The sequence below is a fragment of the Microbulbifer maximicatervae (SeqCode) genome, from assembly GCF_052467955.1.
Window position 1 is genome coordinate 2,761,449 of sequence record NZ_CP174329.1, and the last position, 25,439, is coordinate 2,786,887.

The following is a 25,439-nucleotide window of genomic DNA, read 5'->3' on the forward strand; positions in this document are numbered from 1 at the left end:
TATCTGTACCATGGAATACTGATGGTGGTAGTAGGTTGCTTTGGAGGGCTTCCATATACTCTGTTAATAGTGCGATATAATTACTTTAGAAAAAAGATTGAGTTATGGGCAAAATCAAATAACGTAGAAATTTTAAGTATAGAAAATAACAACCTAATCAAGAGTAAGTTGATTTGGAAGGTGTCCGATATTCAAGATGTATTTTATTTGCAGGGGCGCGATGAAGAATATTGGGTGGCATGTGGGTCATGGTTTTGGGGGCGTTCAAGCGTGAGTTGAAAGTACATAGAGAGTCTAACGGGAGTTTAAGGCTAGTTGCTTCCTGGTGAATACAATATTTGACTAAAGGGAGTGGTTTATCCTAAATGATAAATCCAGGACACCAAAAGACTAGAGATGAGAGCTAGTTATATTATTGTTACCGGTATCGAGGGATGTTTCCCTTCAAGTCAGGGCAAAGGTATGGTAAAAAATTAAAAAACCTAGTTGTGTGATGGAACCCATTAGGTTCGATAAACGCTGCAAGGAGAAGTAACTAGAGGTTGGGGTGATAGTTAACAGTCGCTGAGGAAATGGATTGATATTTATGAACCTTAATAGGCTCTTATTGTTTTGTTATTGGTTGGTCATATTCTTAATGGTTGTGTTGATTGATTTAACAAATGTTATTGCACATGTGTATTCACTGTTTTTTGATTCAGAGAATGAAAAGGCAATCAACTCAATTCAGATGGGGTGCAAGGTCGGATTTGTAGTTGTTGCTTATCATTTGTTTGTATTTGTTAGGCGGAGAATATTGAGCGGCGTTGACAGTAAGTGAAAGTTCATGAAGGTCCTGAAAGATATCATCAATAAGTAGGTGGAAAGAGAACTCATTACCTATGGCGCCGAGATCTATAAGGTTTGTGTGAGTCTCGTGGTTATCTAGAATCGATTGTTATAAATGTTTCAAGGGTATAGCGCTTTCTCGTTCTATACTATTGACAGTGATCTCCCGACTGGGAAGAGCCTGCAATGAAAAATACAAAACCTTTTCGTGAGCTTGGAGCTCAGGAAGCACTCTCTGTAGAGTTGACTGAAAAGTCAAATGGCGCAGTTCAACTAGCAGTCTTCTTCAGGGTATGTAATTCTCTCGGTATCGAAGAATTACTAAAGGGAATGGAATACCTCCATAACCTGCACCCAATGCTCCGCTCTCGTATAGAAAAAAATGTTCATGCCTATTGGTTCTGTGATGTGGGGTTTGAAACTATTCCTTTTGAAATAAAGCATGATGCAATGCCTTTAAATTATCAGGAAGAGTTCAGGCGCTTAGGAAGTAAAGTTCTTGAGCTGGATAAATATGTGTATCGTTTCACGGTTTATATGAATGAGCAGGAAGAAGTAAAGTGGATTGCTTTTATGGTAAGCCATGCTGCCATGGATGGACGCTCCTTATTAATCTTGGTTAGAGATTTGGATCGGTTCTTGAGAGGGGGTTCAGGAAGTAAACCCTCTGCTTCGATCATGCAAAAATCGGTGGTGGAGTATGTTAGTTCCATAAAACACCTTAAAAAAAGACAATCGGCAGTTGGTGGCGGAAATGACGTTTCTCCAAAGTGGCCAGTAGAGCAGGCAGCAAACGCCTCCCTTAGAATGGGATGTTCTATGTACCGTGTCCTCCCTAAAAAATTATGTTCCTATTTACATTTAATTTCAAAGCGTGAGAATGTTCAGGTTACCTCTATTTATAATGCCATTGCTGTTATTGCTGCCCAGTCATTACCAAGTTTTCGCTCAACAACAGAGTTAACGTTACCTATAAATGCACAATATTTGTGTAAACGCCAGATAGATCGAGATGTTATAGGGGAATGTACAGCTGTATTAACCATATCCTTATCATCAGATGAAAATAGTCTCGACTTATTAAACCTCGCACGTTTAATTCAAAGAAAAGTTTATTTGCAATTGCGAAATGGGCATTTTTTTAAACCTCCACTTGTGCCTGATTACAGCCTTGATGAGATCAAACATTTGGCTAAAAATTCTAGTGCTGAGAAAGACTATTTCCCCTCTGGGATTTGTGTATCCAATGTAGGGGATATCAGTGAGTATACAGGCTCCTTAATGTTCTTTGACTTTGGTGTGGCTATGACTGTTCAAACACATGGAGAACACCCAATAATGCTAGTGACTTGTACAATAGATGGAGAAGGGGTGTTTGTTTTCGGGCATTGTGAACCGCTAGTTAGCAAAGAAAGTGCTTTAAAGTATGTAGAAAAATATATGAAGACACTAAGAGAGTTTTCCGAGAGCAGTGATCTTTATGCAAGTTAGCGATCGTAGGGCATAACTCGATTTTAGTAAACAGGGTGTGGGTACAATCGTCATATTCAAGCGAGCGCCTATAGATTCTTACGCTCCACCACCAATTTGAAGTAATTTAGGGCTGCCAACTACCCTTGTGCGATGACGCCCAAAGGGTTTGATATAAACCGCAAGGAGAAGTAACTAGATATTATGTGGGGTTACGTCTGGCAGAAAGGTAGTGCCGACAATCGCTTATGCTGTATATCTGTTGAGGCAGAACTGGGGACAGGATTAATACTCTTGATCTTAAAGTGGTCAAAGCTCAGATTTCATATTATGAAGTTCATATTTTTTGTTACAGGGAAACTGACGCCGGCAGGCAAGTAATTACTGCGCCAAACTCTTTGGCTTGCCCAATAGGAAATGAATCAATCGGGGGGCTAATGTTACATAGAGTCCTGCTCTGTAATGACCCGCCCGATACATAAATGAAGGCATCATTATTACCTCTCAGGCAGGTTTGACCTCTAATTGCCAAAGGTAGTGACAGTTTGCCATCTACTTATCAAAATCATTCCCTGGGTGTTGGGTTAGCTCTTCTCGGCGGAGTGCTGATGGGGTGTCTTGGTATTGCCGGAAAGCTGGGTTCTGGTGCAGGCCTTAGCCCATTTCTGCTATTGGCTGCACAGGTCATATTACTTGCTCCATTGTCGGGTATGTTTCTTCTGATGCGACAAGGGGTGGCGGGGATAAGGCCGGTGAATCCTCAGATCCTTGTCCTTCGCTCCATATCAGGTTTTGTCTATTTTGCTGCCTTTTACTGGGCGGTCAAGGGAATACCCATCGCAGATGCGCTGGTGCTGGAAAGCACGAATCCATTCTTTGCCATGTTGATGGCCCGAGTATTCCTCGGTCACCGGGTTAGTATCGCCACTATCTTTCTTGCGATACTGGCATTCTTGGGAGTATGCCTCATTTTGATCCAGCACAGTGTTCAGGGCATTTTCAATCCCTATTCACTCCTTGCGTTGCTGGCGGGAGTAGCGCGTGCAGCGGGTAGTATCACAACCGGTGTCGCAGGCCGGACGGAACCACCTGAGCGCATCATGTTCTATTTCGCTGTTGGGATGTTGGTCTTTAGCTTATCTATTGTATTCTGGGAGGGGGCGAAGGTAGAGACATCGTCGCTATGGATTCTCGCGATTCCAGCGCTGCTGTTTGTTCCACAGAATCTTGCTTACACGATCGCTAATCGTGTTGCACCTGCTTACCTCGTTGGGGCACTGTTTTACAGTGCGATCCTCGTCGGTGTGTTAGCTGATCGTTTTATGTTTGACACAGAATTCGGTATCCGTGGTGTGATAGGCATGGGTATTACGGTTGCCGCTGGTCTTGGGTTGGCTTGGTTGCGGGCGAAAGAGCTCAAAGAGTAACTTGGTGCTCAATACTCCAGCGTCAATCAAGTGCCTAAATACTCAAAAATCTATGGAAAAATTTGGTGGGTTAGGGAGCGGTTGTTTACTGGGCCACTTTTCTCAATGACAGAGGCCTCTCCAGAGCTTCAATTTGTTACCTTTTTTGCCTGGTAAATCGCTAAGTCAGCTATTAGACGATAGGAGTTTTCGGAGTAGCCGCCACTGGTTACGGTGACCATAGGCACATCCAGCGATTGAATCTGGTCAACCAGCCATTGGTCCCTTTTTCTGGCCCCATCGATACTGACCTGGAGCCCCCCCAGCTTGTCCTGGGCAATAATATCTGTGCCTGCATTGTAGATAACCAATTTAGGCAGCGGACTCTGCTTAATGAAGTCCGAAAATTCCGACTCCAACCGACTGAGGTAACCTTCAGTATCTGTTCCTTGCTTTAGGGGGACTAAAAATGGCCAGCGAGATTCCTGCTCATCGGGGTGCAAGCCGGGGTAGGCTTGCATATTGTACATATCAAAGATATGTATATTGGGGTCCTCCATGGCCCAGTCAGCAAACCCATTCCCTCTATGGGCATCAAGGTCAATTACCCAGATATTGTCATCTGGTGAGAGCAGGTGCTGTTTGCGGGCACGATTAATAGCAATGGCTACATCGGCGAAAGCACAGAACCCCTCACCGTGACCAGCAAATGCGTGGTGATAGCCTCCACCGAGATTTAAGGTAGAGGCTTTCTTACTCAAGGCTTCCTGTACCGCCAAGCAAGTGCCTTCAGCTGCAAAGCGCATTGGTTTCATGAAATATTTATTTAATACGCCTGCGGGCAGCAAGCGCAGTAGCGGCATCTCTATAACGCGAGCCAGTGTTTTCGATTGATGCAAGCTATCTAAATAGGGCTGCGTATGTACAGATAATAGCCAGTCTTGACTAAGAGGCTCTGAAACAACTTTTAACTCAATTTTCGCTTCTGACTCGGCATTAATCAGTGCCAATGCTTTCTCATATTTACAGCCATCAAAAGGGTGCAAGCTGGAAAGCAGCGGCAAGCTGATGTTGTAATTTGGCGAGTAGAATAGCGGTAGGCTCATGAGGTTATTTGGCTTCGAATTTGTAGCGCATAAGCTAACCCATCATTGGGCGTCCACATATCAATATGATTACCAAAAAAGCGTAACTGGAAGAGAATACGGTAAATAGGGCTCGCTGCCCAGTCACTGATCTTGATTCCACCTTTTCAGGGTGATGTGAATCCTGAGCCAGTCTCAAGTAGCCAGGCAACGACCGTCGAGCAATTCTGATCCTTCATATTGTAATGCTTCTGCTCGACCTTGAAGTTTTCCCAGGCTTCAATCATTTTTGTTTCATTCAGCTCATCGATAAGAATATTCTGATCCGCATCACCGCCCTCGAGGCGTCTATCAACTCGATAACCACTTGGAAAGGAGGGCTGTGCGATCGCGCGATTTTAAAGTCCTTTTTCCTTGATACTGAAGAGGGCCAGTAGCTGATATAGGTGTTATCAATAGTGATGGAAGCATGTCCGACATCCCCGGTCTTTTGCTTCCAGACATGAACAGTAATAGCCATTTCCTTATTGCTTAGCGACTTCTAAATTCAATACTCAATGAAGAAAGAGCGGTTCAGTTTTTGTAGTTCAGTGACTTATTTTATTTAGGTGGGAGGTTAGCATACTTGCATCTGGGTACGTAGTTTCAGGCAATTACACTGATCTGGTGCCGTATTATTCTGCCGATCCAGTAGTCATTGTGTGAAGGAACAATAGTTTTGAGTTTATATTCGACAAGGATTTGCCATCGATCGATAAATGGATGAATAGCACTTCTTTATCTTTGTAGCTTCTGGAGGTCTAACAGTTGTGTGATAAAAATAGAAAGCAAAAGCCTCTATTTTTATCACAGCTAGTTTTACTTTTTATGAATGAATCAATTGGCGCTATTTGAGTGGTAAATCATCGCTTGCCAAACGTTCTGCTTGCCGCCGCCGTAACTATCAATTGTAGGGTTCTTGATATATGACCAAGCGACTTTACCGTTGCCCATGAAGACAGGTTCGTCAAGTCCGCCCCAACCAAAATTCGTCAGCTTTACAGGGCCTTCCAATACATTTAGGTCTGCATCAATTTCCATAACATAGTAGGCTTTCGGAACAAGCATCCGCATTGCCCCATTTTTAGCGGAACTCCGGTTATAAGAAAGGTTGTCGGAAATACACTGAAATTGCGCATAGCCAAACAGGTAACGCCCATTTTTCAAGTCGATAAGTTGTGGATCACTGATTTGACAGTCGGGCTCTTCTACAAGCCATTTAAAGCCTTCCCCCTCGATACTTCCTTCACCATCCACTTTAGCAATACCAATGCGAGTCAGGGATGAGGATTCCAGAGCATCCCCACTGCGTAGCCCCTGTCTTGAAATGGTTGGATTATCGCTGTTTGACATGTAGGAAAAGAAGCAGTTCGTATCATCGGATGAGCATTGCTGGTCAAAAGGCCCTTCAGTGCTGGTATCAATGCCGTATTCGCTTTGCAGGAAGCGATTCATTTCCTCATCATCAATGTACTTGGGGGAGACGATGAGAGATAAGTTAGTATCTTCATCCACAGGGACTACAGTATGTCCACCTCCGTTAGAGAAAAATGCATTGTCGGAGGGGATCAGGTAATTGTAGTAACCTTCAAATCTACTGGTAGAAGAAATATCCTCCATTTTGATGGCAATAGTATTTAATCCGCGCGATTGATTATATTGACCACCATCGCTAGTGCAAATCGCTCCATATTTTTCGGTACCAGGATTATAAAATGCCCGGATATTCAAGACATGACCGTAGCCGCAAAGCCAATACCAGCCTCTGTTATTACTGCCACTCATATTTAAGGACCAGTTATCGCGATCAATAACAGTCATTCCAGCAGAATAGTGGGAGCCACCATAGCTGCTATCAAAAACCCGAGCAGTTACTGAGAAGGCGTAGCTGGTGCGGCCTTGGCTATCATTCTCGACATAGATAAGCTCTTGGGCTCCGGCGTGGCCACCACCGTGCATCTTGTTTACAACGTAGGCCGCAGGCTTCTCGCTAAGCGCTAAGTTATCCCACTCCATTAGCCAGATCTGATCATTATATTTATAGCCATTCTCGCGAATATACTCGACCATAGCGTTATAGTCGGCATCAGAGAGTTGATCGACAATGTAAGCCATCTCCTCTTGCATTTCGTTACCTTTAATTGTCTTAAAGGTTGGGGAATCGCCAAAATCGGTCTCGGGGAAATTTTCTTTTAGTCCAGGTAGGAAGTCCTCGAACTTCAGTGTGGGGTGGTCCGTAAAATAGCCAATGTATTGACTGTGATTGGTAGATATCATCAGGCCGATATCCCTTTCAATACGTCCGTCAATAGCACTGATATTATTTTCCATCTTCATCCAGTCGCTACCGTATTGCTCAACCAGATCTCCTTGTACGTCATAGCGCTCGTTTGCCTGGTATTCGGTGTTGCACAAGACGGCAACCCGTGAGCAATCAGCGCTAGCTGCGATACCATGGGCTTCGTAGCATTGTTTTAGAATTGTGGTATTGCCGGTTTGGTCGAAGCTTAGAGTTTCAGGATTATATTGCAGCTCATAAACAGTGCCATAAGTGGTTTCATCTTCTCCACTACCTTCGCTAAGGGTTTTGGAAACAAACATCCTGGGTCTATCAGTGTCGGTTGCGCAAGCTGTGGTGTAACTTCGCATGGGCACGGACTGTAGATTGTCATCCTGATTACTATCTGTTCTAGCTATATAGTGTGGGAGTCCATGGACTTCTTCGGCATTGGTTTGGCCATTCGGCAATGTGATATCCCGGGAAGTAATCTGGGCAAACCCCAGATCTGCTGTTTCTATATCGCCAACAGTCACGGTCCCAGGTTCGTTGTCTGGAAGGGTCCCCGATCCGCTATCCCCAGAGCCGCTACCACTACCTGAACCGCCACCATCTCCAGAGCCTTGGCCCCCGCCATTGTCGCCAGATGATTGGGCTGGGTCCGAATCTGAAGAAGAGCCTCCACCTCCTCCACATGAAGCCAGTATGACTGTAAATGCCAGTGCCAAAGTTTTCTTGCTGAATAGCTTGCTCATAAGTTTGCCCGTAAATGTGCGATTGGAATCGATTGTTATCTGTGAAATTGTCGACAAAATCTCATTTTTGAGTTATTAGAATTGGGAGCGCCATTCTAGTTCTCTGGATCTACCTTTCTGTGGATCACTTAATAATTTCTCTAAAGGGGCATTATTTTGATAGGAAATCTGGTGAAGCCTCTCTGTTTGAGTATTTGAAGAAGCTTTACATGGGATCACTAGAATTTTTGTCGAAGGCCAAGTGGGCCGTCCGCTATCTTAATTGGTATTGTTGATCCTATAGTTTTTACCAATGATTCTGGCTAGCGCTTTGATAAGGGTTTCAAGAGTGAAAGGGTAGGGGGTTAATCTATTATCGGAATAAATTCCATTAAAGCTAATGCGGCTGGAGGTAAATGTATTAAACGGTTTGAACTAAGTTACAGCGTGCGCAGGGGAGGAAGCATCGGCAATAGCCCGCGCTAAGATATCAGTATTTATTGAGGCAAATATAAGTTTTCTGTACTGCTCCCACTATCTCACAAAGTCTGCGCAAACCCTCAAAAAATTCCGGTTCAGAAATGGTTGGTGCCTGGTTGATATAGTGGGCTGTGCCGAGATAGGCGCTGTGCTCTCGGCAACACGGTATTCTTGTCTGAGGCCTACATGCCCTCTACCTTGAGTGTAAAATTCAATATGACTTTTTCGTGCCTATATTTTAATGGAGTTCCATCTTTAAAATTTCAATTACCTGCTGGCAAGTTTAACGCGGAACGAAGCCTTTCCTAATTTGAAGGTAGAGATTGTCAATGGCTAAAAATAATCTTTGCTACTTTGAGTACATAATGTTTGGTAGGCATGCATTAGGAGTAAATATCAATCATTGTGTTACTAATTCCCTATAAGTATGGTTCAGTCGCGTAATCCGAAGGGCTGGCAAGAGTAATTCGACCGGGAGTTTTTAAGACCACGATGGCTATTGCGAGCATCTGAAAATAGATGTTTGGAGGGGATAGACTATTTACTTCCGATCCGTTAAAAGCAACCCAGAGAGTAGGTCTAGCCTAGCCGAGATAGTAGATTGAAGTTTTGCCAGATAAAGCGAACCCCGATAATACAAAGCAATAAGGCAAAACACAGCTTTAAGCGCTTAGCAGATATCCTGTGAGCAACACTGGCACCAAGCCTGGCAAAGAGCACGCTGGTAAGTACAATTCCCAGAAAAGCCGGCCAGTAAATATAACCACTGCTCCACTTCGGTAGTAACTGATTGTCCCACCCTTGCACGGCAAAGCTGACTGAACCAGAAATCGCGATTGGCAGACCAAAGGCAGCAGAGGTTCCGACAGCGCGCTGCATTTTTGTACCGAAGTGCGATAAGTAGGGTACCACCAAGGCCCCTCCACCAATACCAAAGATCGCTGCGAGCCAGCCGATTACTCCTCCGGAACATATCAAAGGTGCTGCCCCGGGTAAGTGATCGCCATTTTCTTGTGAGGTTGCTGAGGCCAACCCACCTAAGCCCATACGCACAGACATAAATATGGCAAACACGCCAATCAATAGCTGCAACCAAGCACCAGGTAACAAGTCTGCTGTCACGCCGCCCAGCCAAGACCCCACAAGTATCCCTGGAGTCATAATCCAAAATAGGTGCCAGTCAACGGCACCTTTTGCGTTATGTGCCCAGACCGAACTGATTGAAGTCACGATAATGGTTGCCAACGAAGTCCCCACCGCCATATGGGTCAGCACCTGGGGGGAGATGCCCGTGGCAGAAAAAATCAACACCAAAGCAGGCACGATGATCAAGCCTCCACCAATCCCCAAGAGGCCTGCCGCTGTACCCGCGATGGCGCCGAGTAACAAGTAAACAAATAGCATTTCCATAGTCTAATAGTTTAGTCACTCTTAAAGGCAACCAAATACACTGAGTCGCGCTGTTTGATACATTAAATTGCTTCATAGGCTTTTTGCGTCCCAGCTAATTGACTTTTAAAAAATCTATTCGATCCCCCATTTAAAAATAGATGAGGGTGCCTCTGTAGGATTTGTACCTTTCAAGTTTGAGCTCTAGACGGGGTTTATATTGGACTGTAAAGGTGTGGTGTTTGGTTGGCACTTGAACTAGATCAGAAAGCTATTTACTCATTTCCTGGCTCCTAACTACTAACCCGGTGTGTTAGCCTCTATAAGTATTGAAACTATTGGCTATTTTTTGCATTTAATGAAGTTTGCTTTGATTATGTCTTTGTGTGGTTAGGTCTGAGCAAGGATGGGAATCATAGGCATAAGTATTTTGCCAGGATCAAAAAATATACTTACCTTTCCAGGCTTAAAGAAATTTGAAGCTTCCCTATCTGTATAATTCAAGATGCATTTCAGGTTAGAGTGAAGGTGATTTATTGAGTTTAATAAAGGTTGCTTTGAGTATTGAAATATTTACTTCTCATATAAAAGAACAATTTTCCATTGTGTTTAACGGTATTGGAACAGGGCAATGCTTTACTCAACAGGCTCAAACGATTTATAGCATGTTAAGGTTCTATGGGGCTACGTGGGCACATGCAACAGTATTCAGGATTGATCCAGGTGCAGTTGTTGAGTCACTTTAGAAGCTTGGTCTGCCAATTATTTAGATGGTGAAGCTTATCATCAGATAAGGCTTCGTTAGCTTTAAATTTAAGAAAATAATTTGATTAAACATGCGTCTTGCGACAACCCTGTCAGGTATCTATGGGCGTGTAGTTTTTCTTTAGTTATTATTTAGATATGGACCCCGGCGCATACATAGTTGTGTTAATGGTTGTTAGCTGATAATAACTACTTGTCTTATTTTATTCTACGTCCTCTTTATGCTAAGTTGCTCAAAGGAAAACCTTGAAGTAATTGTGGCCATAAGGGTAGTTGACTAAATTTAGATGGTATGTGATCGACTGAAGTGACAATCCCTTCCTTGTAAGGTGGTATCGTGGCCGATAAATCCAACTTTCTGTCCAGACTATTCACGCCGATAGAAGCGCCAGAGAGCTTTGTCCAGCAGCACTTAAAAGGTTATGGCAGTGTATCTACTCTGCTTATAAATGTTGTCACTAGAAGTGACCAGCGCGAAATTACTGATTGTCTAGACAAACTCTATGACTTAGTTGCATTGACTACCGCGCCTCACCCGAAACGCTTTTACTTAGAAAAGATAGAGGCGCTGAAGGAAGAGCTGACAGGTGTCGTTGGAAGGAAGGCCCTGTATAAGAGGTTGGAGGTTGAAAAGATCCCCTTCTACATACACTTTGATAGCACATCTGTATGCTTTATAGCAAATCATGACTTTTTTTCCGGTTACACTGGCCTGCTCTTTTCTAAATATGCCAATTGCTTGTTGAAGAAAGATCAGGAAAGGTCAGATGCATATTGCTCTTCAATAGTGCATATATATAAGGGTAATGGGCAATACTCAAATTTTCACCGAGTTATAGGGCTGGCTCAAGCTATATTTATAGGTTTAAGTCTGAGAATGTTTAATAGGAAGGAGAGCAAGCCAAATCCATTTCTCTTGGAGGAAAAGGGTTGTATAAAAGGAGATCTCGATGACATCGTATTGGTGTCAGCTAAAGTTGAATCTAGCGAGATATCTTTCGAAAATGTTTTGAAATCTTTTATAGATAATTTTGTCAGTACTTTCGAAAGACAGCGAGCAAATATATTGATTACCCAAGAGTTCATTCACAATATTCCGGATCAGGGTGAAAGACTGGCTGGGGTAGGAAATACGGCGTCTGGTTTCTATTTTTCTCTAAATAAACTCTCTAGGTATCAAATATACCTATTAAAAAGGTACCATATTGCATATTATGCAATGGTGCTCCTCAACCTGTTAAAAGTTGAGAAGCAAGTTACATCAAGTATTAACGAAGACTTTACATTTAGTTATTTGCCTGCTCGAGAGGTCGACTGTATTGCGACCTATTCAATCACAAGAGATGCACTGGTTTTTGTTATTAGTAAAGCTTCTGATGGTTATCATATTGAGGTTGCTGTTAATGAGGCTATTTTCTCTCTTGATAAGGTTGTTCTGTTTCTGAAATCTTTCTCTAGTGAGATTGAACTATCAGATATCTGATAGACGCTTGAAAAATGTATACTAATATTTAGGTGCGTTTAAGTTGGTCACTCATGTCAATTGCTAGCTTGCAGTAGTTGTTAGCCCAAATCGTTTGAATTCGCGATTACTAAACTCATAATAACCGGAAATCCTCTTGCAGATATATTGATAGTTTGGGTTGCTCAAATCTTTAATTTTGTTCTTCTTGCCATTGATTGTCTCTGTTAACTTTATGTTGTCCTGGTGGTAGACAATGGCTTCTTCCATAAAAATTGGCTGTACTTTGAGCTCATTGATAACTCGATAAGCCAGGTCTATGTCATCGTAACCCCAGGTTCCATCGTATTTTTCATCGAAAAAACCAACCTTGATGACATCCTGCCTTTTAAACACCATATTACAGCCATAAAAGTGCCCCCAGGGGTGTTCTGTATTGGGTAATTGCTCTATTTTCCCTAGGCGCCTATCTTTACTGAGTCCATAATTTGATGGGCTATTAAATCTAGGGCATGCGTCAAGGTACTTGCCGTCGCCGTCCATTTCTGCTGGGACAATATCTTTAGAGTGAATAAACTCCCTTATCCCGGTCATGCAGATACTAGGCCCATAATCATTGATTATTTTTTGAATCTCTGCCAGATAGTTCGGGGCGGGGATACAGTCACTATCTGTAAATATACACCACCCGTGTCTAGCAATTTTTACACCTAAGTTTCGCGCCGAGTTTAGTGCGAATGGGTCTGGTAATTGAGGTCTGAATAGTAAAGTTAAAGTAAGGTGGTTCTTAAACTGGTTGTAACATGACAGGATGTTGGGATCTTTTGAGTTGTTATCGACAATAATGATTTCAAAATTTTCCTTTGGATAGGTTTGTAAAGTGTAGCCTTGTAATAGGTTATACAGAAGGTCAGAATCATTGTAGCATGGCATAATAATACTGAATCGATCGGACATGCACCTAAACTTCCTGTTGTCTATAGCTCAAAATCATTTTAAGTGAATCAGGTGGAATATAAGGTAAGCGATAAATCGAATCCCCTTAACTTGGCGACTGGATTGATCGGCTATCAAACCTGATCCTTGCATTTTAGAGTACTTAGAGGTTTTAGCACTTTTGATAGTGAATATGAGGGTTATTGGCAGGATATATCTTTGTGCAGCTCACTTGGACATTTGCAGGTGAGGTAGTGGAAAGCTAGAGAAATAGTCTGCCATGTTATTTGACTTCTTGGTAAAGCTACCTCCTTTCAATTCATAAACTGGAACATCGAATCTCATTATATAGGGCGATATAATTAAGGCTTTTAACTTGCTCTAGTCTTTAGGGGGTGGTAAATGTCGAGAAGTGAATATTCAGGTCAATTTATTGCTCTTGGAAGGAGGAAATACCTGTTAGGGATCAGCTTGTTAATTACATCTCATGCGATAGACCGGAAGTATTGGGTGGAATTTTAACTTACCCAATAGTTTGTGTTGAATTACACGGGGGAACCTTTGAGTAAATGATTGAGGCTCAGCAAATCCCCACTAACGATGGGATAGTGCTTGGTGGAAGGCTATTCTCGCCGAGTGAGGTGCCCAAAGCCGGCATCATTATTAATTCTGCTATGGCGGTTAAGCAGAGCTACTATCGGGATTTTGCTTGTTTCTTAGCCCGGAATGGCTATTTGGTTCTTACTTATGATTACCGAGGTATCGGAAAGTCCGCTATCGAGAGTCAAAGGGACAAACGGCTGACCTTAAGAGCCTGGGGGGAGAGAGATTTGGCGGCAGTGATTGACTGGTGTAGCAAACGAGCTAAAAGCTTGGAGTGGCACTGCATTTGCCATAGTGTCGGTGGTCAAATTGTAGGTCTTGCATCAAATAACACCCGATTTGCGAGTGTGTATTGTGTTTCTTCTCAGAGCGGTTATTGGGGGCACTGGGATGCAAGGTATCAGCCAAAGCTGTTGTTTGGATGGTACTGCGCATTTCCTTTGCTATCGAATGTTTTGGGGTGGGTGCCTGGAGTACTTTGGGGGGGAGAGAACCTACCTGCAGGAATAGCTCGTGAATGGGCTTACTGGGCTCGACATAAGGATTACGTTGTCGATCAGCATGGTCGGCCGATTCGTGAGGGATTCGAGCGCTTGCAGTGTGATATGAAGTTCCTGCTAATAGATGACGATAAGGACTTTGCACCAGAGAAGGCTGTCTACGCATTGCGAGATTTTTACTGTAATGCGAATACAGATATTGAGGTGATTCAAACCAGCTCTATTGGAAATACATCAATAGGCCACTTTGGGTTTTTCCGAAAGGAGTTCAAGGAGAGTCTTTGGCGGAACGTATTAGGTTGGCTGGACTAGTCCCTCCTGGCGTTGATACGCCCTCGTATCAGAAATGATGCCTTTTTAAGCAACTCGAGTCTGTGGTCGTTAGCATGGAAAGACAAGTACTGTGTAGAGGCTTACAAGAACCAGAAGGGCCCATCTGTCTGCCTGATGGCCGCATTTATGTCACTGAAATGGCATCTGGACGGCACTGTATAAGCCGTATTGACTTGCAGGGTCAATATCAACAAATAGGCTATCCTGCTCGGCGACCTAATGGCATGGCAATCGATGGGTATGACAATTTATGGATTGCAGATGGAGGGGGTAAGCAGCTTGTTCGCATGGGGCTAAATGGGGATCTTATTGAATCTTATGACGGACCAGAAGATCAGCCCTACTTATGGCCCAATGATCTGGTTTTTGGTGAAAATGGCTTACTTTACATAACCGACTCCGGGATTGACCCGGATATTTTTGTTCAGGGGCAGGTGATTCGAGCTGATTGCCGATCTTGTCGCTACGATGGACAGGTATTAGAGATAGATCCTCGCAATGGAGATGTGTTGCGACAGCTTGATTCCGGATTACGTTTTCCCAACGGTATTGCCATTGATGATCGGGGCCAGCTGTATGTAGGGGAGACTATTAGCGGCAATATCTACCGCTACGATCTCGCTTCGTTAACGCACCCCAAGCGGGAGCTTTTCGGCAATGTGGTTGTTGGGGCGCCAGAGGGATTTGTAGGGCCAGATGGGATGGCTTTCGGTAGTGACGGGCGATTGTATTGTGCAGTGTTTGGTCAAGGTGACGTGACCGTTCTTGATGGTGAGGGAAGTGTGGCCGAACGTATATCCACCTGTGGTAAGCGTCCCACGAATATAGCCTTTTGCGAAGACTCGAGAGGTGGGGCGGTAGTAACGATTCTGGATGCAGGGTGCTTAGAGTGGGTAGGAATACCGTGCCGTGGTAGGCAGCTATATCGCCCAAAGATATAGACTGAGTGGATTGTCTACCTAATGATATTGTTTAGGGCCAAATAAAAGCAGCTTCAACGTCAGTTTTTAGATTTCTGTTGTATATAGTTGCGCCATCCATGAAATTGGGAAATGTCTTCTTGTTGCTGAGTCAAATAGTTTTCTCCTAATATCCCTAAAACTTGCCCGCCATTTTCTAAGACTACTTTACCCAAAGTTAGTCCCGTTGCCTCTAAATTAAGCACTTCAATTAAACTAGCCTTGGGTAAGGACCAAATTTCAATGTTGAACCATGTTCCACCAGTACGCACTCTCTGCATCGAAGGATATTCGCCTTTGATTGCCCACATCCGGTAAATGGCTTCTGTTTTAGCCTCCCTGACAAATGTTGCATTGTTTTGTATTAAGTTTTTATCTAACGCCAGGCCACGCATCAATGGTCCATTTACTGCGACTTCTGTATGTGTACTCATTTCGATTGTCTAAATCAAATATTTGATATTAGTGCTACTGACCGGTTTTATTACTACTCATACTCTCCGCATAAGCTCGCCAGCCATGCCACTTGGATATATCTTTCTGGTTTTGGACAATATAGTTTTCACCCAGTATGCCTAATACTTGTGTTCCATCCGCTAAAGCAACTTTACCTAAAACTAACCCTTTGGCCTCCTCCTCTAATAGATTGACCAAGTTGGCTTGCGGAATCGACCAGATCTCCAGTGTAATCCATGTGCCGCCGTTGAGAACTCTTTCCATTGCGGGGTATTTGTCTCCAATTGACCACATGCGATAGATCGACGCCGTTTTAGCCTCTCGTACAAAAGTGGCATGGTTTTTAAGCATATGTTTTTCGAGGGCGAATCCACGCATTAGCGTGCCATTAACTGCGACGTCAATAGATTCAGCATTCGCTAGTGACACCAATACCATTAAACTAGCAGCAATATATCTGAGTATCCTGAGCATTTATTTATCTCGAGTTGGCGCCTTATGAATTTAGCTTAGATATGGAGGCAAGAAGACACTAAATTATGCTTGTGCCTCCCTTATTATTTTAGAATGCTACCAGAGATATATTTTGTCGTTTATCAATAAAAACCAGTGGAAACACATTATGAACCTGACAGATTTGTTGTTACCTACGTATATACAACTATTGGAAGCACTTTCTAGTTGGTTGGATAAGGCAAAAAAAGAATTTCCAGAAGATGAGTCTGAAGCCCTCCTTAAAGCGAGGCTTGCCCCAGATATGTTTCCCTTATCATCCCAAATTCGGTTTAGTTGCTTTCAGGCGCAAGAGGCAATATTTCGATTGGGGCGGCGTGCGCTTCCAGATTTTCTGGAGCAGTTGGCACGTGAAGGGCAGGGAGCTGGTGAAAACCCCGGATCTATTTCCGAAGCTCAAGAGCGAATTCGAGAGGCACTGGTATTTTTAAGAAGCGTTACGCCAGAGACAGTGATGGTAGCAGTGGATGAGCCTGTGACGATTAAGCTCCCGAATGAGATGACTTTCGATATGACTAATGAGCAATATGCCAGGGACTGGGCGCTACCTCAATTTTATTTCCATATCAACACGGCCTATGCAATCTTGAGAGCCCAAGATGTTTCCTTAGGAAAAGCCGACTATGTACAGCACGCTTTTGCTTATCTCAGACCGGAGATGATTTCAGATTGCTAATGGTTAACAAGACTAAGTTTTTCAAGTTTATAGCTGATGGAGAGGGGGACTTTGCTTTTCTCCATCTGACTTTTGTGTATTAACTCCATAAGTGTTAATTTCGAGAGAAAAAGAGATTACTAGATAAAAAGTCAAACTTCTTTGTTGGTACGTTCTTCTATAGAATCCGCTCCCTTTCCGATTCTTCATGCGTACGATAACAGGAAGTTTATATATGACCATCTCCCGCCGAACCTTTGTCCAGGCTATGGGTGTTGCACTTTTGACCCCCTTTACGGTCCGTTCTCTCGCGGACACTGATAGTGAAACCTATGCACGTTTTGTACTGGGCGGCACCACATTTGCTGATCAAATTGACAACGACGGAATTGTTTTTGATTTATCAGTAGCCTCGGGAGATCCCAGTCAAACTGGAGTGGTCCTTTGGACGCACATTAACCCTGACTCCTATATCGCGGGTCAGTCTCTGTATGTAGATGTCGCGCTGGATGAGGAGTTTACCCAGCCAATTCTAAGTGCTGAGATTAATGCTAGCGATATCACGGCAGACCGTGATTACACCGTTAACATTGACCTGGAAGGCTACTTATCTTCTGACCAACGTTACTATTATCGCTTCAAATACGGGACTATCAGTAGCCGTGTTGGGCGTTGTCACACACTGCCTACCGGTAGCCTAGAGAATCTAAAGATGGCTGTGGTTACCTGTCAGGATTACACCACCGGTTATTACAACGCCTACAACCATATCGCGGACGAAGATGTACATTGCGTACTGCATTTGGGTGACTTTATCTATGAATATGCCCAATACGAAGGCTTTGAAAGCTCGATAGTGAATTCACTCTCCCTGCCTTCTGGCGGCTCTGTTGCGATGGATCTTGAGGACTATCGTCATATTTACAGAGAGTATCGCAAGGACAAGAACCTGCAGCGAGCGATGGAAATGCACTCATTTATCATCACCTGGGATGATCATGAAACTGCAGACAATGCTTACTGGGATTACGAGCGGGATACTCTGGGTGTGCCATCTCATCCCTACCAGACCGGCGATAATAACCCTGACCAGCTGCGCCAGTTGCGTCGCGATGCTCAGCAGGCCTGGATCGAATATGTCCCTGCACGGGTAAAAGTCGATGAATCCGCAAGCCACGCTTTTGACTACTTACAGATTTATCGTTCTTTCCAGTTCGGTGACTTGGTTGAGCTGTATATGACAGATAGCCGCACCTATAGAACCAAGGAGCCGTGCAAGGATGGTACAGCTTGGGAAAACTACTGGTGCACAGATTATGAAGAAGATACCCAAACCATGCTGGGTAAGACTCAGCGGGATTGGCTGATTGATGGAGTTGTTAACTCCAATGCCCGCTGGAAAGTGTGGGGCAACCAGACTTTGCTGGCACAATTGGCTGGTACTATTTTGGGGCGCTCGCTGGTGTACGCCAATTATGATGCCTGGGATGGTTACCAGTGGGAGCGGGAAAAGATCCTGTCATCTGTTAAGGACAGCAATGTCGATAACTTTGTAGTGCTGACAGGGGATCTCCACTCCAGTATCGCTTCATACCTGAAAGTTGATTTCAGCAAAATTAGCAACTGGGACTACGACAACCTGGTTGGCGTTGAGCTGATGACCCCTTCCATATCTTCTCCCAATATGAACGATACGATTGAGAAAGGTATTGATGTTGGCAGTGTGTTTACATCATTGCTAAATGGCGGGGTTCAGGTCAATAACCCACATATCAAAGATTTTGTTAGTAATATCTATGGATATGCAGTGATCGAATTCAATGTCAACGAATTAAACTGGACCGTATACAACATCGATAAGAAGAGTGATAACCCGGATACCGAAAAGGCGGTATATAAGAAGTTTAATTATGAGCCTGTTGGCATGTGGTTAACCGAAAAGTAGCTGGTTCCCAGTCAATATGAAGTTGTGGGGCGCTTGCCCCCAACTTCACAAGATTCCACTGTTTCGATTCCTTCTTCATCATATCTAGCTTGTACGAGTAAGAAAGCCCTTCCCCGATAACAAAACTAATAAGCCAATGAACACGCATTTGATATATACCTGCGGGTCATCTATACCCGACGATGGGCACAATGCTGTATCTGGCGTTGGGGCACTCTAGATAGATCAGACATCAAGTAAAAGGATATTACTTTGCTGCAAGAATCTTACCCTTACTACCTGGCCAATGAAGCAGTGCATGCCAACACCGATCTGGAAGTTACTGACAAGTATTCAGGGAGAGTAGCTACCCGGGTTGCAATGGCTGATGCCAAGGTTATTGACAGTGCCATCGACTGGGCGCTTTTGGCAGAAAAACCGATGGCTAATTTGCCGTCTTACACCCGCCAGGAAGTTTTACAGCATTGTGTTGTACGTTTTCGTGAAAGGTTTGAAGAGCTGGCCGAAGCGCTGTGTATTGAAGCTGGTAAGCCAATTCATGATTCGCGGGGCGAGGTGCTGCGTTTAATCGATACATTTCATGTGGCCGCTGAAGAGGCAGTGCGTATCAATGGTGAGATTATCAATCTTGAGATATCCAAACGCTCACGGGGCTATCGCGGATATATCAGGCGAGTACCGGTAGGCGCATGTTCATTTATATCGCCGTTCAATTTCCCTTTGAATCTTGCTGCTCATAAGGTGGCACCTGCCATCGCTGCTGGATGCCCCTTTGTACTAAAACCCGCTAGCCGCACGCCCATAGGGGCATTGATCATCGCTGAAGTTCTGGCCGAAACACAGCTGCCGAAAGGTGCTTTTTCTGTATTACCCTGCCATAGAGAGGGAGCAGAGCTGTTTACAGTGGATGATCGATTTAAGCTGCTGAGCTTTACCGGCTCACCGGCGGTCGGCTGGGACCTAAAGGCCAGGGCGGGACGAAAGAAAGTGGTTTTGGAGTTGGGGGGTAATGCAGCCTGCGTTATCGATCGGGATACAGATCTTGATGATGCTGTAGAGAGGCTGATTTTCGGTGCTTTCTATCAGTCGGGTCAAAGCTGTATCGGCGTCCAGAGGATCTATGGACATTGCAGTCTATATGAAGACCTGAAGCGACGTCTGGTTGAGCGTACCAAAAAGCTTAAGAAAGGCGATCCTCGATCAGAAGATACATTTATTGGCCCAATGATTTCTGAGGGAGAGGCTACCCGCTTGCATACCTGGGTGGAAGAGGGGGTTCAAGCCGGGGGAACCCTGCTTTGTGGAGGTACACGAGATGGCGCCATGCTTGATCCAACGCTATTGGAAAACGTGCCCCATGACTGCTCCATTGTGCAGCAGGAGGCATTTGGTCCAGTTGCAATTCTGGAGCCTTTCGATAGCTTTGATGATGTTTTAGACAAGGTGAATGACAGTGCCTTTGGTCTGCAGGCTGGCATATTCACTCGTGACCTTTACAAATCCCAGCAAGCCTGGGATACCTTGGAGGTGGGTGGTGTGGTTATTGGTGATGTACCCAGCTGGCGGGTAGATAATATGCCCTATGGTGGTGTTAAGGATTCGGGTCTTGGTCGGGAGGGGGTACGTTGGGCTATTGCGGATATGACCGAGGAGAGGCTGATGGTGGTGCGAACTCCAGGGTAGGGATTTAGAGCTTTCCTTTTTAATCGAGTCATTTAATTGCAGAGTGGAATGAAAAACTAAATCTTATTTCTGGTATATACCGATTGTGATATTGTAGATCTATCAATTTAATTTAACGCAGTAATTGGTACGCTATATATGTTTTCTCTCCTCTTTTGCCCCCCTGTTTATTATTTCTCAATTTGCTAAGTTTCTTAGAAGTCTTCATGGTGATGGAGTCTACTGGTTCTGATAATAATTAAAGTTGTACAAGGTTTTTATTCATGGAAGATCAGCTTAAGAAGAAAGCTAAGATAACACCAAGATCCCTACTGTTTTTCACTTTTTATCAAGTTATATTTATCAGTTTTCTATATCCTTGGGTGCTTTCGCCAATATTTGATAATGTCAGAATGTTAAATTGGTATCCAATGGATGCTCAACTGCTTGACGTTGGTATGGAAATTTACGAGAGTGAAGATGGTACACAAAAACAGGTTGTAGCTAGCTATGAGTACTCTATAAATGGAAAGACCTATTGGAATAATCGGGTCGATATACACTCAAAGCCAAACGATACCGAGCTTGCTAGCTATCATAATACTATGTATAGATTGCTCCAGAAACATATAAAGCAGGGGAGCATATTTAGCGGCTGGTATAACCCAAGAGATCCATATGATTCAGTGCTAGACAAAAACATACGGTGGTCGGAGATAATTATTCCTGGATTGGTATGTTTTGTGTTTATTTTTATAGGGTTTGTCGTTTATCTGGCCTATATTTTTCGAGAGCAGGAAAAGAGCCCCGATGTGGTCAGAAGAACACCATGGTTAGCAAAAAGTAAGTGGAAACCTGAAGGGATACAGTCAGAAACCAAAAAAGATATAAGAGGGCAGCTTTTGGGAGGCACGCTAGCAGCTTTATTGGGTGTGATTTTTGGCTATGTGGGGATGATGCTTATACTAAATAGAGCTTATAGTGGCCTGTTCTTTACAGTAATTGGAATGATTGGTTTCTTTGTGATGTTCAAGTCAGTTAGTAGTTGGCTTAGATTCAAGTCGATTGGAGATGTCTTCGTTACTATTACACCTTTCCCTGGTCAGATAGGTGGAAAAGTATCTGGATATATTCAATTTCCTCCACTGCTAGCAATAAGAGATAAATCTATACGTATATTGCTAAAGCAATCCAGAATTGTTACAAAGCGTACGGCTAATAGCAATAATAAAAGGGAGTTTGTAAACTGGGAAGCAGTTACTTTCGGCAAGCTGAAGGTTACTAAATTAGGAGCTCGCATATATTTTAGTTTCAATGCTCCTGATGACTTGCCTGAATCCAATACAGATGTCTACTGTGGAGATGGGGAATATTGGTTCTTAAATGTTAGTGGAGAGATACCTGGGGATCACTTTGAAAGACGGTATGAGCTCCCAGTGTTTAAAGGAAGCCTTTCAAAGAAAGCTAAAACTACCGAAAAAGAGAAAGACAGAAATTTCGGAAGTGATAGAGTTAATCGCCTGCTAAGTCCGCCTCCTAAGAAAGGTTATGCAAGTAATGCTGGCAAAACGCTAATTACCGTGCCTGTGGGTGAGCCAGTTAAGGATTTTTCTGGAGAACTGTCAAGGAGAGTTGAAATGGAAATGTGTGGAGCTACAACAATAATAAGGCAAAGGCCAGTTCTTTATGATTTTTGTTTATGGATGATGGGGGCGTCTCTCCTTGTTGTCTTCATTGCCAGTGTGATTTCCATTATAAAAGCTGAGTTTTATCTTTTTGCATTTGGGGTTGCATTCTTGATCTTTGCTTTGGCGATTCCGACAATATTTTCGATGAGGGAGGTACACATCACGCGAGACTATTTGATTCGAAAAAATATTCGCTTTGGCATTCTCCGAGATGTTGAGCAGGTACGGCGTGACTCAGTTAATGAGTTAGTGACTAAAAGTACTGGATACACAATTTATGTAGGAGGTCAGGCTCGAAAATACTACAACCTATTTGCCAGCAGTGAATATGGACGGGATATTTTGATCGCAGATTTTATTCCTGGTTTTGGAGTAGTTGAACAATTACGAAAAAGAGTGAGCCTAATAATTGGGCGGCGAGTACGCCAAGCAAAAAAGAGCCCTAGTAGCCTAGATTCGGTAGAGAAAGGTTAGCAGGCGGTAGTATGAGTAAGTTTAATAGGTTCTATTTTTCTTTCAATCCTTACTTATTTAGCATTGCAGGGATATTTTTTAGCTTTGCTTTTGCGGCATTTCTCTATGAAGTTGTTGGTCCTGTCCGAGATTTTCTAAAGATACATAGTTGGAAGACAATGTCAGCAGAGATACTCGAAGTTGAATTGGCAGAGAGTTGGGGAGATGGAGGTTCAGTAAGTTATCGAACTTTCTCAGCATATGAATTTATAGTAGATGATAAGGCTTACTGGAACAATCGAGTGGGTATCAATGATCGTTTTGAGAGCCTTGGGCAATACCAGATACATATTTACCATAGATTGAACAATGCCAAAGAGAGAGGTCTTCTAGTTGAGGGGTGGTATAACCCCAAAAATCCATCTGAGGCCGTGATTGATCGAAACTTGAGATGGATGCAAGTACTACCCTTGATCTTCTTTTGCTTGCCCGTAATGATTTTCGCACTCAAGGTTATGGTTGCTTCAGTAACGCGAAAAAGAGATGCCGATATCGACCTGGAATCAAGTGATTTCCTGTTTAAAGAAGAATGGAGGAAGAGCGGGATCTTATCGATAGAGCATAGAAGTCAATGGTTTATGTGGCTATTGATCATGCTCCTGAGCGCTCCGGTTATTACTTGCATATATGTTGCCATTGATAAGCTAACTAGAGGGGTATACGATCTTGAAATAATAATGGCGTTGTTTTTTTCAATATCTCTATTGATTGCGCTTTATCGCCCTCTTAAGGGTAATATACAGCAACTTCGATATGGGAGAGTGCCTTTGGTGCTAGTTCCATTTCCCGGTATCCTGGGACGTACTCTTTCTGGATACTTGCAGTTTCCGAGCGAAATTGATGCTAACAAACACAACTTTCAGTTTTCACTTCAACAGGTAAACACATATGAGAGTGGTTTGGGTGAAAACACTAATCTTCAGAATTCTGTCAACTGGGAAGCTGGGGGGATAGGTCATCTAGAGTTGGTCGATAATTGTTCAAGAGTCTATTTTGCAATTCAAGTCGCAGGTGATTTACCCCAGTCAATAATTGAGGGGTATATTGGAGATTGGTGGCGGCTTAAGGTCAAGGGCGGCATGTCAGGAGCTTGGTTTAATCGAACCTACGAAGTTCCAATTTTCAGTGAGGGCTATGAAGTTCAAGAGGCTGATGTGTTTAGTTCTGAGGTGTTGGTTAAAGTCCCACTTGGGCGAGAGAAGTTGGACTACTCTGAAGATCTGAAAAAACTTGTATCGATCGAAAGGTTAGATACCGGTTACCAGATCCGGCAGAAAATTCTCACCACGGTACCCACCGTAATTCAGTTCGTTGGCGGGCTGATCGTGTCTGCTGTTGGATTGGTATTAGTATTTACCCACGTACCATTTATTTTCGCTGCTATCTTTGCGATAGCTGGGTTACTTCCTATTAATTCTGCATTAAAAAGGACGGTCAGATTCTATCAAACATATATAGGAGAAAGTAAGATTACTTGCCTTTTTTCCTGGATGTGGGCGAAGCATGAACAAAAGGTATTCGAGAAGTCAAAGATAGTTGGCGTCTACATGAAAAAATATACCGGTTATGAAGGTAGGGACGACAGGAAAAAGGAGTACTTTGATTTTTACCTTGTTGTTGATAACGGGAATAAAGTGAAAATAATATCAGACTTGCTGGGAGAGCAGGTGGCTAATCTGCTGCTTAAACGAATTGAAGATTTAACTAATCTAAAGTCAATCAGTGAACTTGAGCTCCTCTCTCTTGAGCATAAAAGAAAACTTGAGGCCTGAACTTATCTCTCTGCGGGTATCCCGCTTGCTATATGCCTCTCCATGCAATTTGGAGAGGCAGTATTTTGAATGCCGATCTTACAAATGTAATTAAGAAGGTTTAATTTAGGTATTTGCCATGAAACCGAAGATGTTCCTCAATAAAGCTGGTGATAAAGTAATAGCTGTGGTCATAACCGGAATGGCGGCGAAGTTGGAGCGGGTAGTTGCTTGCTTTGGCAGCTTCTTCGAGCGTCTCGGGTTTCAGCTGTTCAACAAGAAAGCTATCGGCTTCCCCTTGATCCACCAACATCGGCACAGGCTTGTCGGCATTTTTGAGCAGTTCGCTGCTATCGTAGTCTCGCCAACTATCCCGATCTTTGCCCAAATAGGTTTCAAAGGCTTTTTGTCCCCACGGACACTGAGAAGGATTGCTGATGGGGCTGAAGGCTGATGCGGAAACATAACTTGCCGGATTGCGTAGGGCGATCATCAGTGCACCATGGCCGCCCATTGAATGTCCTGCAATAGCGCGCTGTGTTGTCACAGGGAAGGTGGTCTCGATAAGTGTCGGCAGTTCTTCCACTATATAATCATACATGTGGTAGTGGCGACTCCAGGGCGCTTGGGTGGCGTTGATATAAAATCCAGCACCTTGCCCCAGATCATAGGCTTCATCATCGGCAACAGATTCTCCACGGGGACTGGTGTCGGGAGCAACGATGGCTATCCCTAGTTCGGAGGCAATCCGCTGGGCTCCTGCCTTTTGCATAAAATTCTCATCGGTACAGGTCAGACCTGACAGCCAGTAGAGCACCGGAACCTTGTGCATTTGTGAAGCTTGCGGTGGCAAATAAATGGCAAAACGCATTTTGCAGTTAAGTGACTGTGAGTCGTGAAGGTATTGCTTGTGCCAGCCGCCAAAACTCCGGTTGGCACTGATATTTTCAATAGACATGATGGATAGCCCTAATTGGACCACCTCCAAG

General features: G+C 43.7%; 18 protein-coding genes. 11 read left to right on the forward strand and 7 right to left on the reverse strand.

What is annotated here, in order from left to right:
* Positions 1-1,014 precede the first annotated feature (1,014 nt).
* On the forward strand, positions 1,015-2,319 hold the full coding sequence (locus tag ACJJI5_RS11910; RefSeq protein ID WP_445354111.1) for a condensation domain-containing protein: 1,305 nt from the start codon (positions 1,015-1,017) through the stop codon (positions 2,317-2,319).
* A 524-nt stretch (positions 2,320-2,843) separates the two neighbouring features.
* Positions 2,844-3,725: a DMT family transporter gene (locus tag ACJJI5_RS11915; RefSeq protein ID WP_444927953.1), complete on the forward strand. Its 882-nt coding sequence runs from the start codon at positions 2,844-2,846 to the stop codon at positions 3,723-3,725.
* A 128-nt stretch (positions 3,726-3,853) separates the two neighbouring features.
* Here ACJJI5_RS11915 and ACJJI5_RS11920 read toward each other — a convergent pair whose 3' ends face one another.
* The 3 genes from ACJJI5_RS11920 to ACJJI5_RS11930 all read right to left on the reverse strand — a co-directional run bounded on the left by ACJJI5_RS11920 (position 3,854) and on the right by ACJJI5_RS11930 (position 9,724).
* Positions 3,854-4,810, reverse strand: coding sequence for a histone deacetylase family protein (locus tag ACJJI5_RS11920; RefSeq protein ID WP_445354112.1), 957 nt, complete (start codon positions 4,808-4,810; stop codon positions 3,854-3,856).
* Positions 4,811-5,665: 855 nt separating this feature from the next.
* Positions 5,666-7,861, reverse strand: coding sequence for a hypothetical protein (locus ACJJI5_RS11925; RefSeq protein WP_445354113.1), 2,196 nt, complete (start codon positions 7,859-7,861; stop codon positions 5,666-5,668).
* A gap of 1,038 nt (positions 7,862-8,899) precedes the next feature.
* A complete protein-coding gene (locus tag ACJJI5_RS11930) occupies positions 8,900-9,724 on the reverse strand; it encodes a sulfite exporter TauE/SafE family protein (RefSeq protein WP_444908182.1) in 825 nt (274 codons plus the stop codon).
* A gap of 521 nt (positions 9,725-10,245) precedes the next feature.
* Between ACJJI5_RS11930 and ACJJI5_RS11935 the strand changes: the two genes are divergently transcribed.
* The gene (locus tag ACJJI5_RS11935) at positions 10,246-10,455 is read left to right on the forward strand and encodes a hypothetical protein (RefSeq protein ID WP_445354114.1); all 210 of its coding nucleotides are present in this window, start codon (positions 10,246-10,248) and stop codon (positions 10,453-10,455) included.
* Between the two features lie 356 nt (positions 10,456-10,811).
* Positions 10,812-11,957, forward strand: a complete 1,146-nt coding sequence (locus ACJJI5_RS11940; protein WP_445354115.1) for a hypothetical protein — start codon at positions 10,812-10,814, stop codon at positions 11,955-11,957.
* Between the two features lie 63 nt (positions 11,958-12,020).
* Here ACJJI5_RS11940 and ACJJI5_RS11945 read toward each other — a convergent pair whose 3' ends face one another.
* The gene (locus tag ACJJI5_RS11945; protein WP_444897445.1) at positions 12,021-12,893 is read right to left on the reverse strand and encodes a glycosyltransferase family 2 protein; all 873 of its coding nucleotides are present in this window, start codon (positions 12,891-12,893) and stop codon (positions 12,021-12,023) included.
* Between the two features lie 548 nt (positions 12,894-13,441).
* Here ACJJI5_RS11945 and ACJJI5_RS11950 point away from each other — a divergent pair.
* Both ACJJI5_RS11950 and ACJJI5_RS11955 read left to right on the forward strand, forming a co-directional pair.
* Positions 13,442-14,287: an alpha/beta hydrolase family protein gene (locus ACJJI5_RS11950; RefSeq protein WP_445354116.1), complete on the forward strand. Its 846-nt coding sequence runs from the start codon at positions 13,442-13,444 to the stop codon at positions 14,285-14,287.
* Positions 14,288-14,361: 74 nt separating this feature from the next.
* Positions 14,362-15,249 carry an SMP-30/gluconolactonase/LRE family protein gene (locus ACJJI5_RS11955; protein WP_445354117.1) on the forward strand — a complete coding sequence of 296 codons (888 nt, stop codon included), beginning with the start codon at positions 14,362-14,364 and terminating at the stop codon, positions 15,247-15,249.
* A 59-nt stretch (positions 15,250-15,308) separates the two neighbouring features.
* On the opposite strand, the gene ACJJI5_RS11960 is transcribed toward ACJJI5_RS11955, so the two are convergent.
* Together ACJJI5_RS11960 and ACJJI5_RS11965 are read right to left on the reverse strand one after the other, a co-directional pair.
* Positions 15,309-15,701, reverse strand: a complete 393-nt coding sequence (locus ACJJI5_RS11960) for an allophanate hydrolase-related protein (RefSeq protein WP_445354118.1) — start codon at positions 15,699-15,701, stop codon at positions 15,309-15,311.
* 34 nt (positions 15,702-15,735) lie between these two features.
* Positions 15,736-16,197 (reverse strand): allophanate hydrolase-related protein, encoded by a 462-nt coding sequence (locus tag ACJJI5_RS11965; RefSeq protein WP_444908188.1) that lies wholly within the window; start codon positions 16,195-16,197, stop codon positions 15,736-15,738.
* Between the two features lie 148 nt (positions 16,198-16,345).
* Here ACJJI5_RS11965 and ACJJI5_RS11970 point away from each other — a divergent pair, with 148 nt between their 5' ends.
* The 5 genes from ACJJI5_RS11970 (at position 16,346) to ACJJI5_RS11990 (ending at position 24,471) form a co-directional block, all read left to right on the forward strand.
* Positions 16,346-16,912, forward strand: coding sequence for a DUF1993 domain-containing protein (locus ACJJI5_RS11970; protein ID WP_445354119.1), 567 nt, complete (start codon positions 16,346-16,348; stop codon positions 16,910-16,912).
* A gap of 214 nt (positions 16,913-17,126) precedes the next feature.
* On the forward strand, positions 17,127-18,836 hold the full coding sequence (locus tag ACJJI5_RS11975; RefSeq protein ID WP_445354120.1) for an alkaline phosphatase D family protein: 1,710 nt from the start codon (positions 17,127-17,129) through the stop codon (positions 18,834-18,836).
* Between the two features lie 252 nt (positions 18,837-19,088).
* Complete coding sequence (locus ACJJI5_RS11980) at positions 19,089-20,519, forward strand: aldehyde dehydrogenase family protein (RefSeq protein ID WP_445354121.1); 1,431 nt, start codon at positions 19,089-19,091, stop codon at positions 20,517-20,519.
* Positions 20,520-20,782: 263 nt separating this feature from the next.
* On the forward strand, positions 20,783-22,660 hold the full coding sequence (locus ACJJI5_RS11985) for a DUF3592 domain-containing protein (RefSeq protein ID WP_445354122.1): 1,878 nt from the start codon (positions 20,783-20,785) through the stop codon (positions 22,658-22,660).
* 11 nt (positions 22,661-22,671) lie between these two features.
* Positions 22,672-24,471 carry a DUF3592 domain-containing protein gene (locus ACJJI5_RS11990; RefSeq protein ID WP_445354123.1) on the forward strand — a complete coding sequence of 600 codons (1,800 nt, stop codon included), beginning with the start codon at positions 22,672-22,674 and terminating at the stop codon, positions 24,469-24,471.
* 100 nt (positions 24,472-24,571) lie between these two features.
* Here ACJJI5_RS11990 and fghA read toward each other — a convergent pair whose 3' ends face one another.
* On the reverse strand, positions 24,572-25,408 hold the full coding sequence (fghA, locus tag ACJJI5_RS11995) for an S-formylglutathione hydrolase (RefSeq protein WP_445354124.1): 837 nt from the start codon (positions 25,406-25,408) through the stop codon (positions 24,572-24,574).
* Positions 25,409-25,439 lie beyond the last annotated feature (31 nt).

Excerpts from the sequence above, each read along its gene's own strand:
- ACJJI5_RS11910 (WP_445354111.1), top strand. The coding sequence starts at position 1,015 with ATGAAAAATACAAAACCTTTTCGTGAGCTTGGAGCTCAGGAAGCACTC.
- ACJJI5_RS11920 (WP_445354112.1), bottom strand. The coding sequence starts at position 4,810 with ATGAGCCTACCGCTATTCTACTCGCCAAATTACAACATCAGCTTGCCG.
- ACJJI5_RS11925 (WP_445354113.1), bottom strand. The coding sequence starts at position 7,861 with ATGAGCAAGCTATTCAGCAAGAAAACTTTGGCACTGGCATTTACAGTC.
- ACJJI5_RS11930 (WP_444908182.1), bottom strand. The coding sequence starts at position 9,724 with ATGCTATTTGTTTACTTGTTACTCGGCGCCATCGCGGGTACAGCGGCA.
- ACJJI5_RS11945 (WP_444897445.1), bottom strand. The coding sequence starts at position 12,893 with ATGTCCGATCGATTCAGTATTATTATGCCATGCTACAATGATTCTGAC.
- ACJJI5_RS11950 (WP_445354116.1), top strand. The coding sequence starts at position 13,442 with ATGATTGAGGCTCAGCAAATCCCCACTAACGATGGGATAGTGCTTGGT.
- ACJJI5_RS11955 (WP_445354117.1), top strand. The coding sequence starts at position 14,362 with ATGGAAAGACAAGTACTGTGTAGAGGCTTACAAGAACCAGAAGGGCCC.
- ACJJI5_RS11960 (WP_445354118.1), bottom strand. The coding sequence starts at position 15,701 with ATGAGTACACATACAGAAGTCGCAGTAAATGGACCATTGATGCGTGGC.
- ACJJI5_RS11965 (WP_444908188.1), bottom strand. The coding sequence starts at position 16,197 with ATGCTCAGGATACTCAGATATATTGCTGCTAGTTTAATGGTATTGGTG.
- ACJJI5_RS11970 (WP_445354119.1), top strand. The coding sequence starts at position 16,346 with ATGAACCTGACAGATTTGTTGTTACCTACGTATATACAACTATTGGAA.
- ACJJI5_RS11975 (WP_445354120.1), top strand. The coding sequence starts at position 17,127 with ATGACCATCTCCCGCCGAACCTTTGTCCAGGCTATGGGTGTTGCACTT.
- ACJJI5_RS11985 (WP_445354122.1), top strand. The coding sequence starts at position 20,783 with ATGGAAGATCAGCTTAAGAAGAAAGCTAAGATAACACCAAGATCCCTA.
- ACJJI5_RS11990 (WP_445354123.1), top strand. The coding sequence starts at position 22,672 with ATGAGTAAGTTTAATAGGTTCTATTTTTCTTTCAATCCTTACTTATTT.
- fghA (WP_445354124.1), bottom strand. The coding sequence starts at position 25,408 with ATGTCTATTGAAAATATCAGTGCCAACCGGAGTTTTGGCGGCTGGCAC.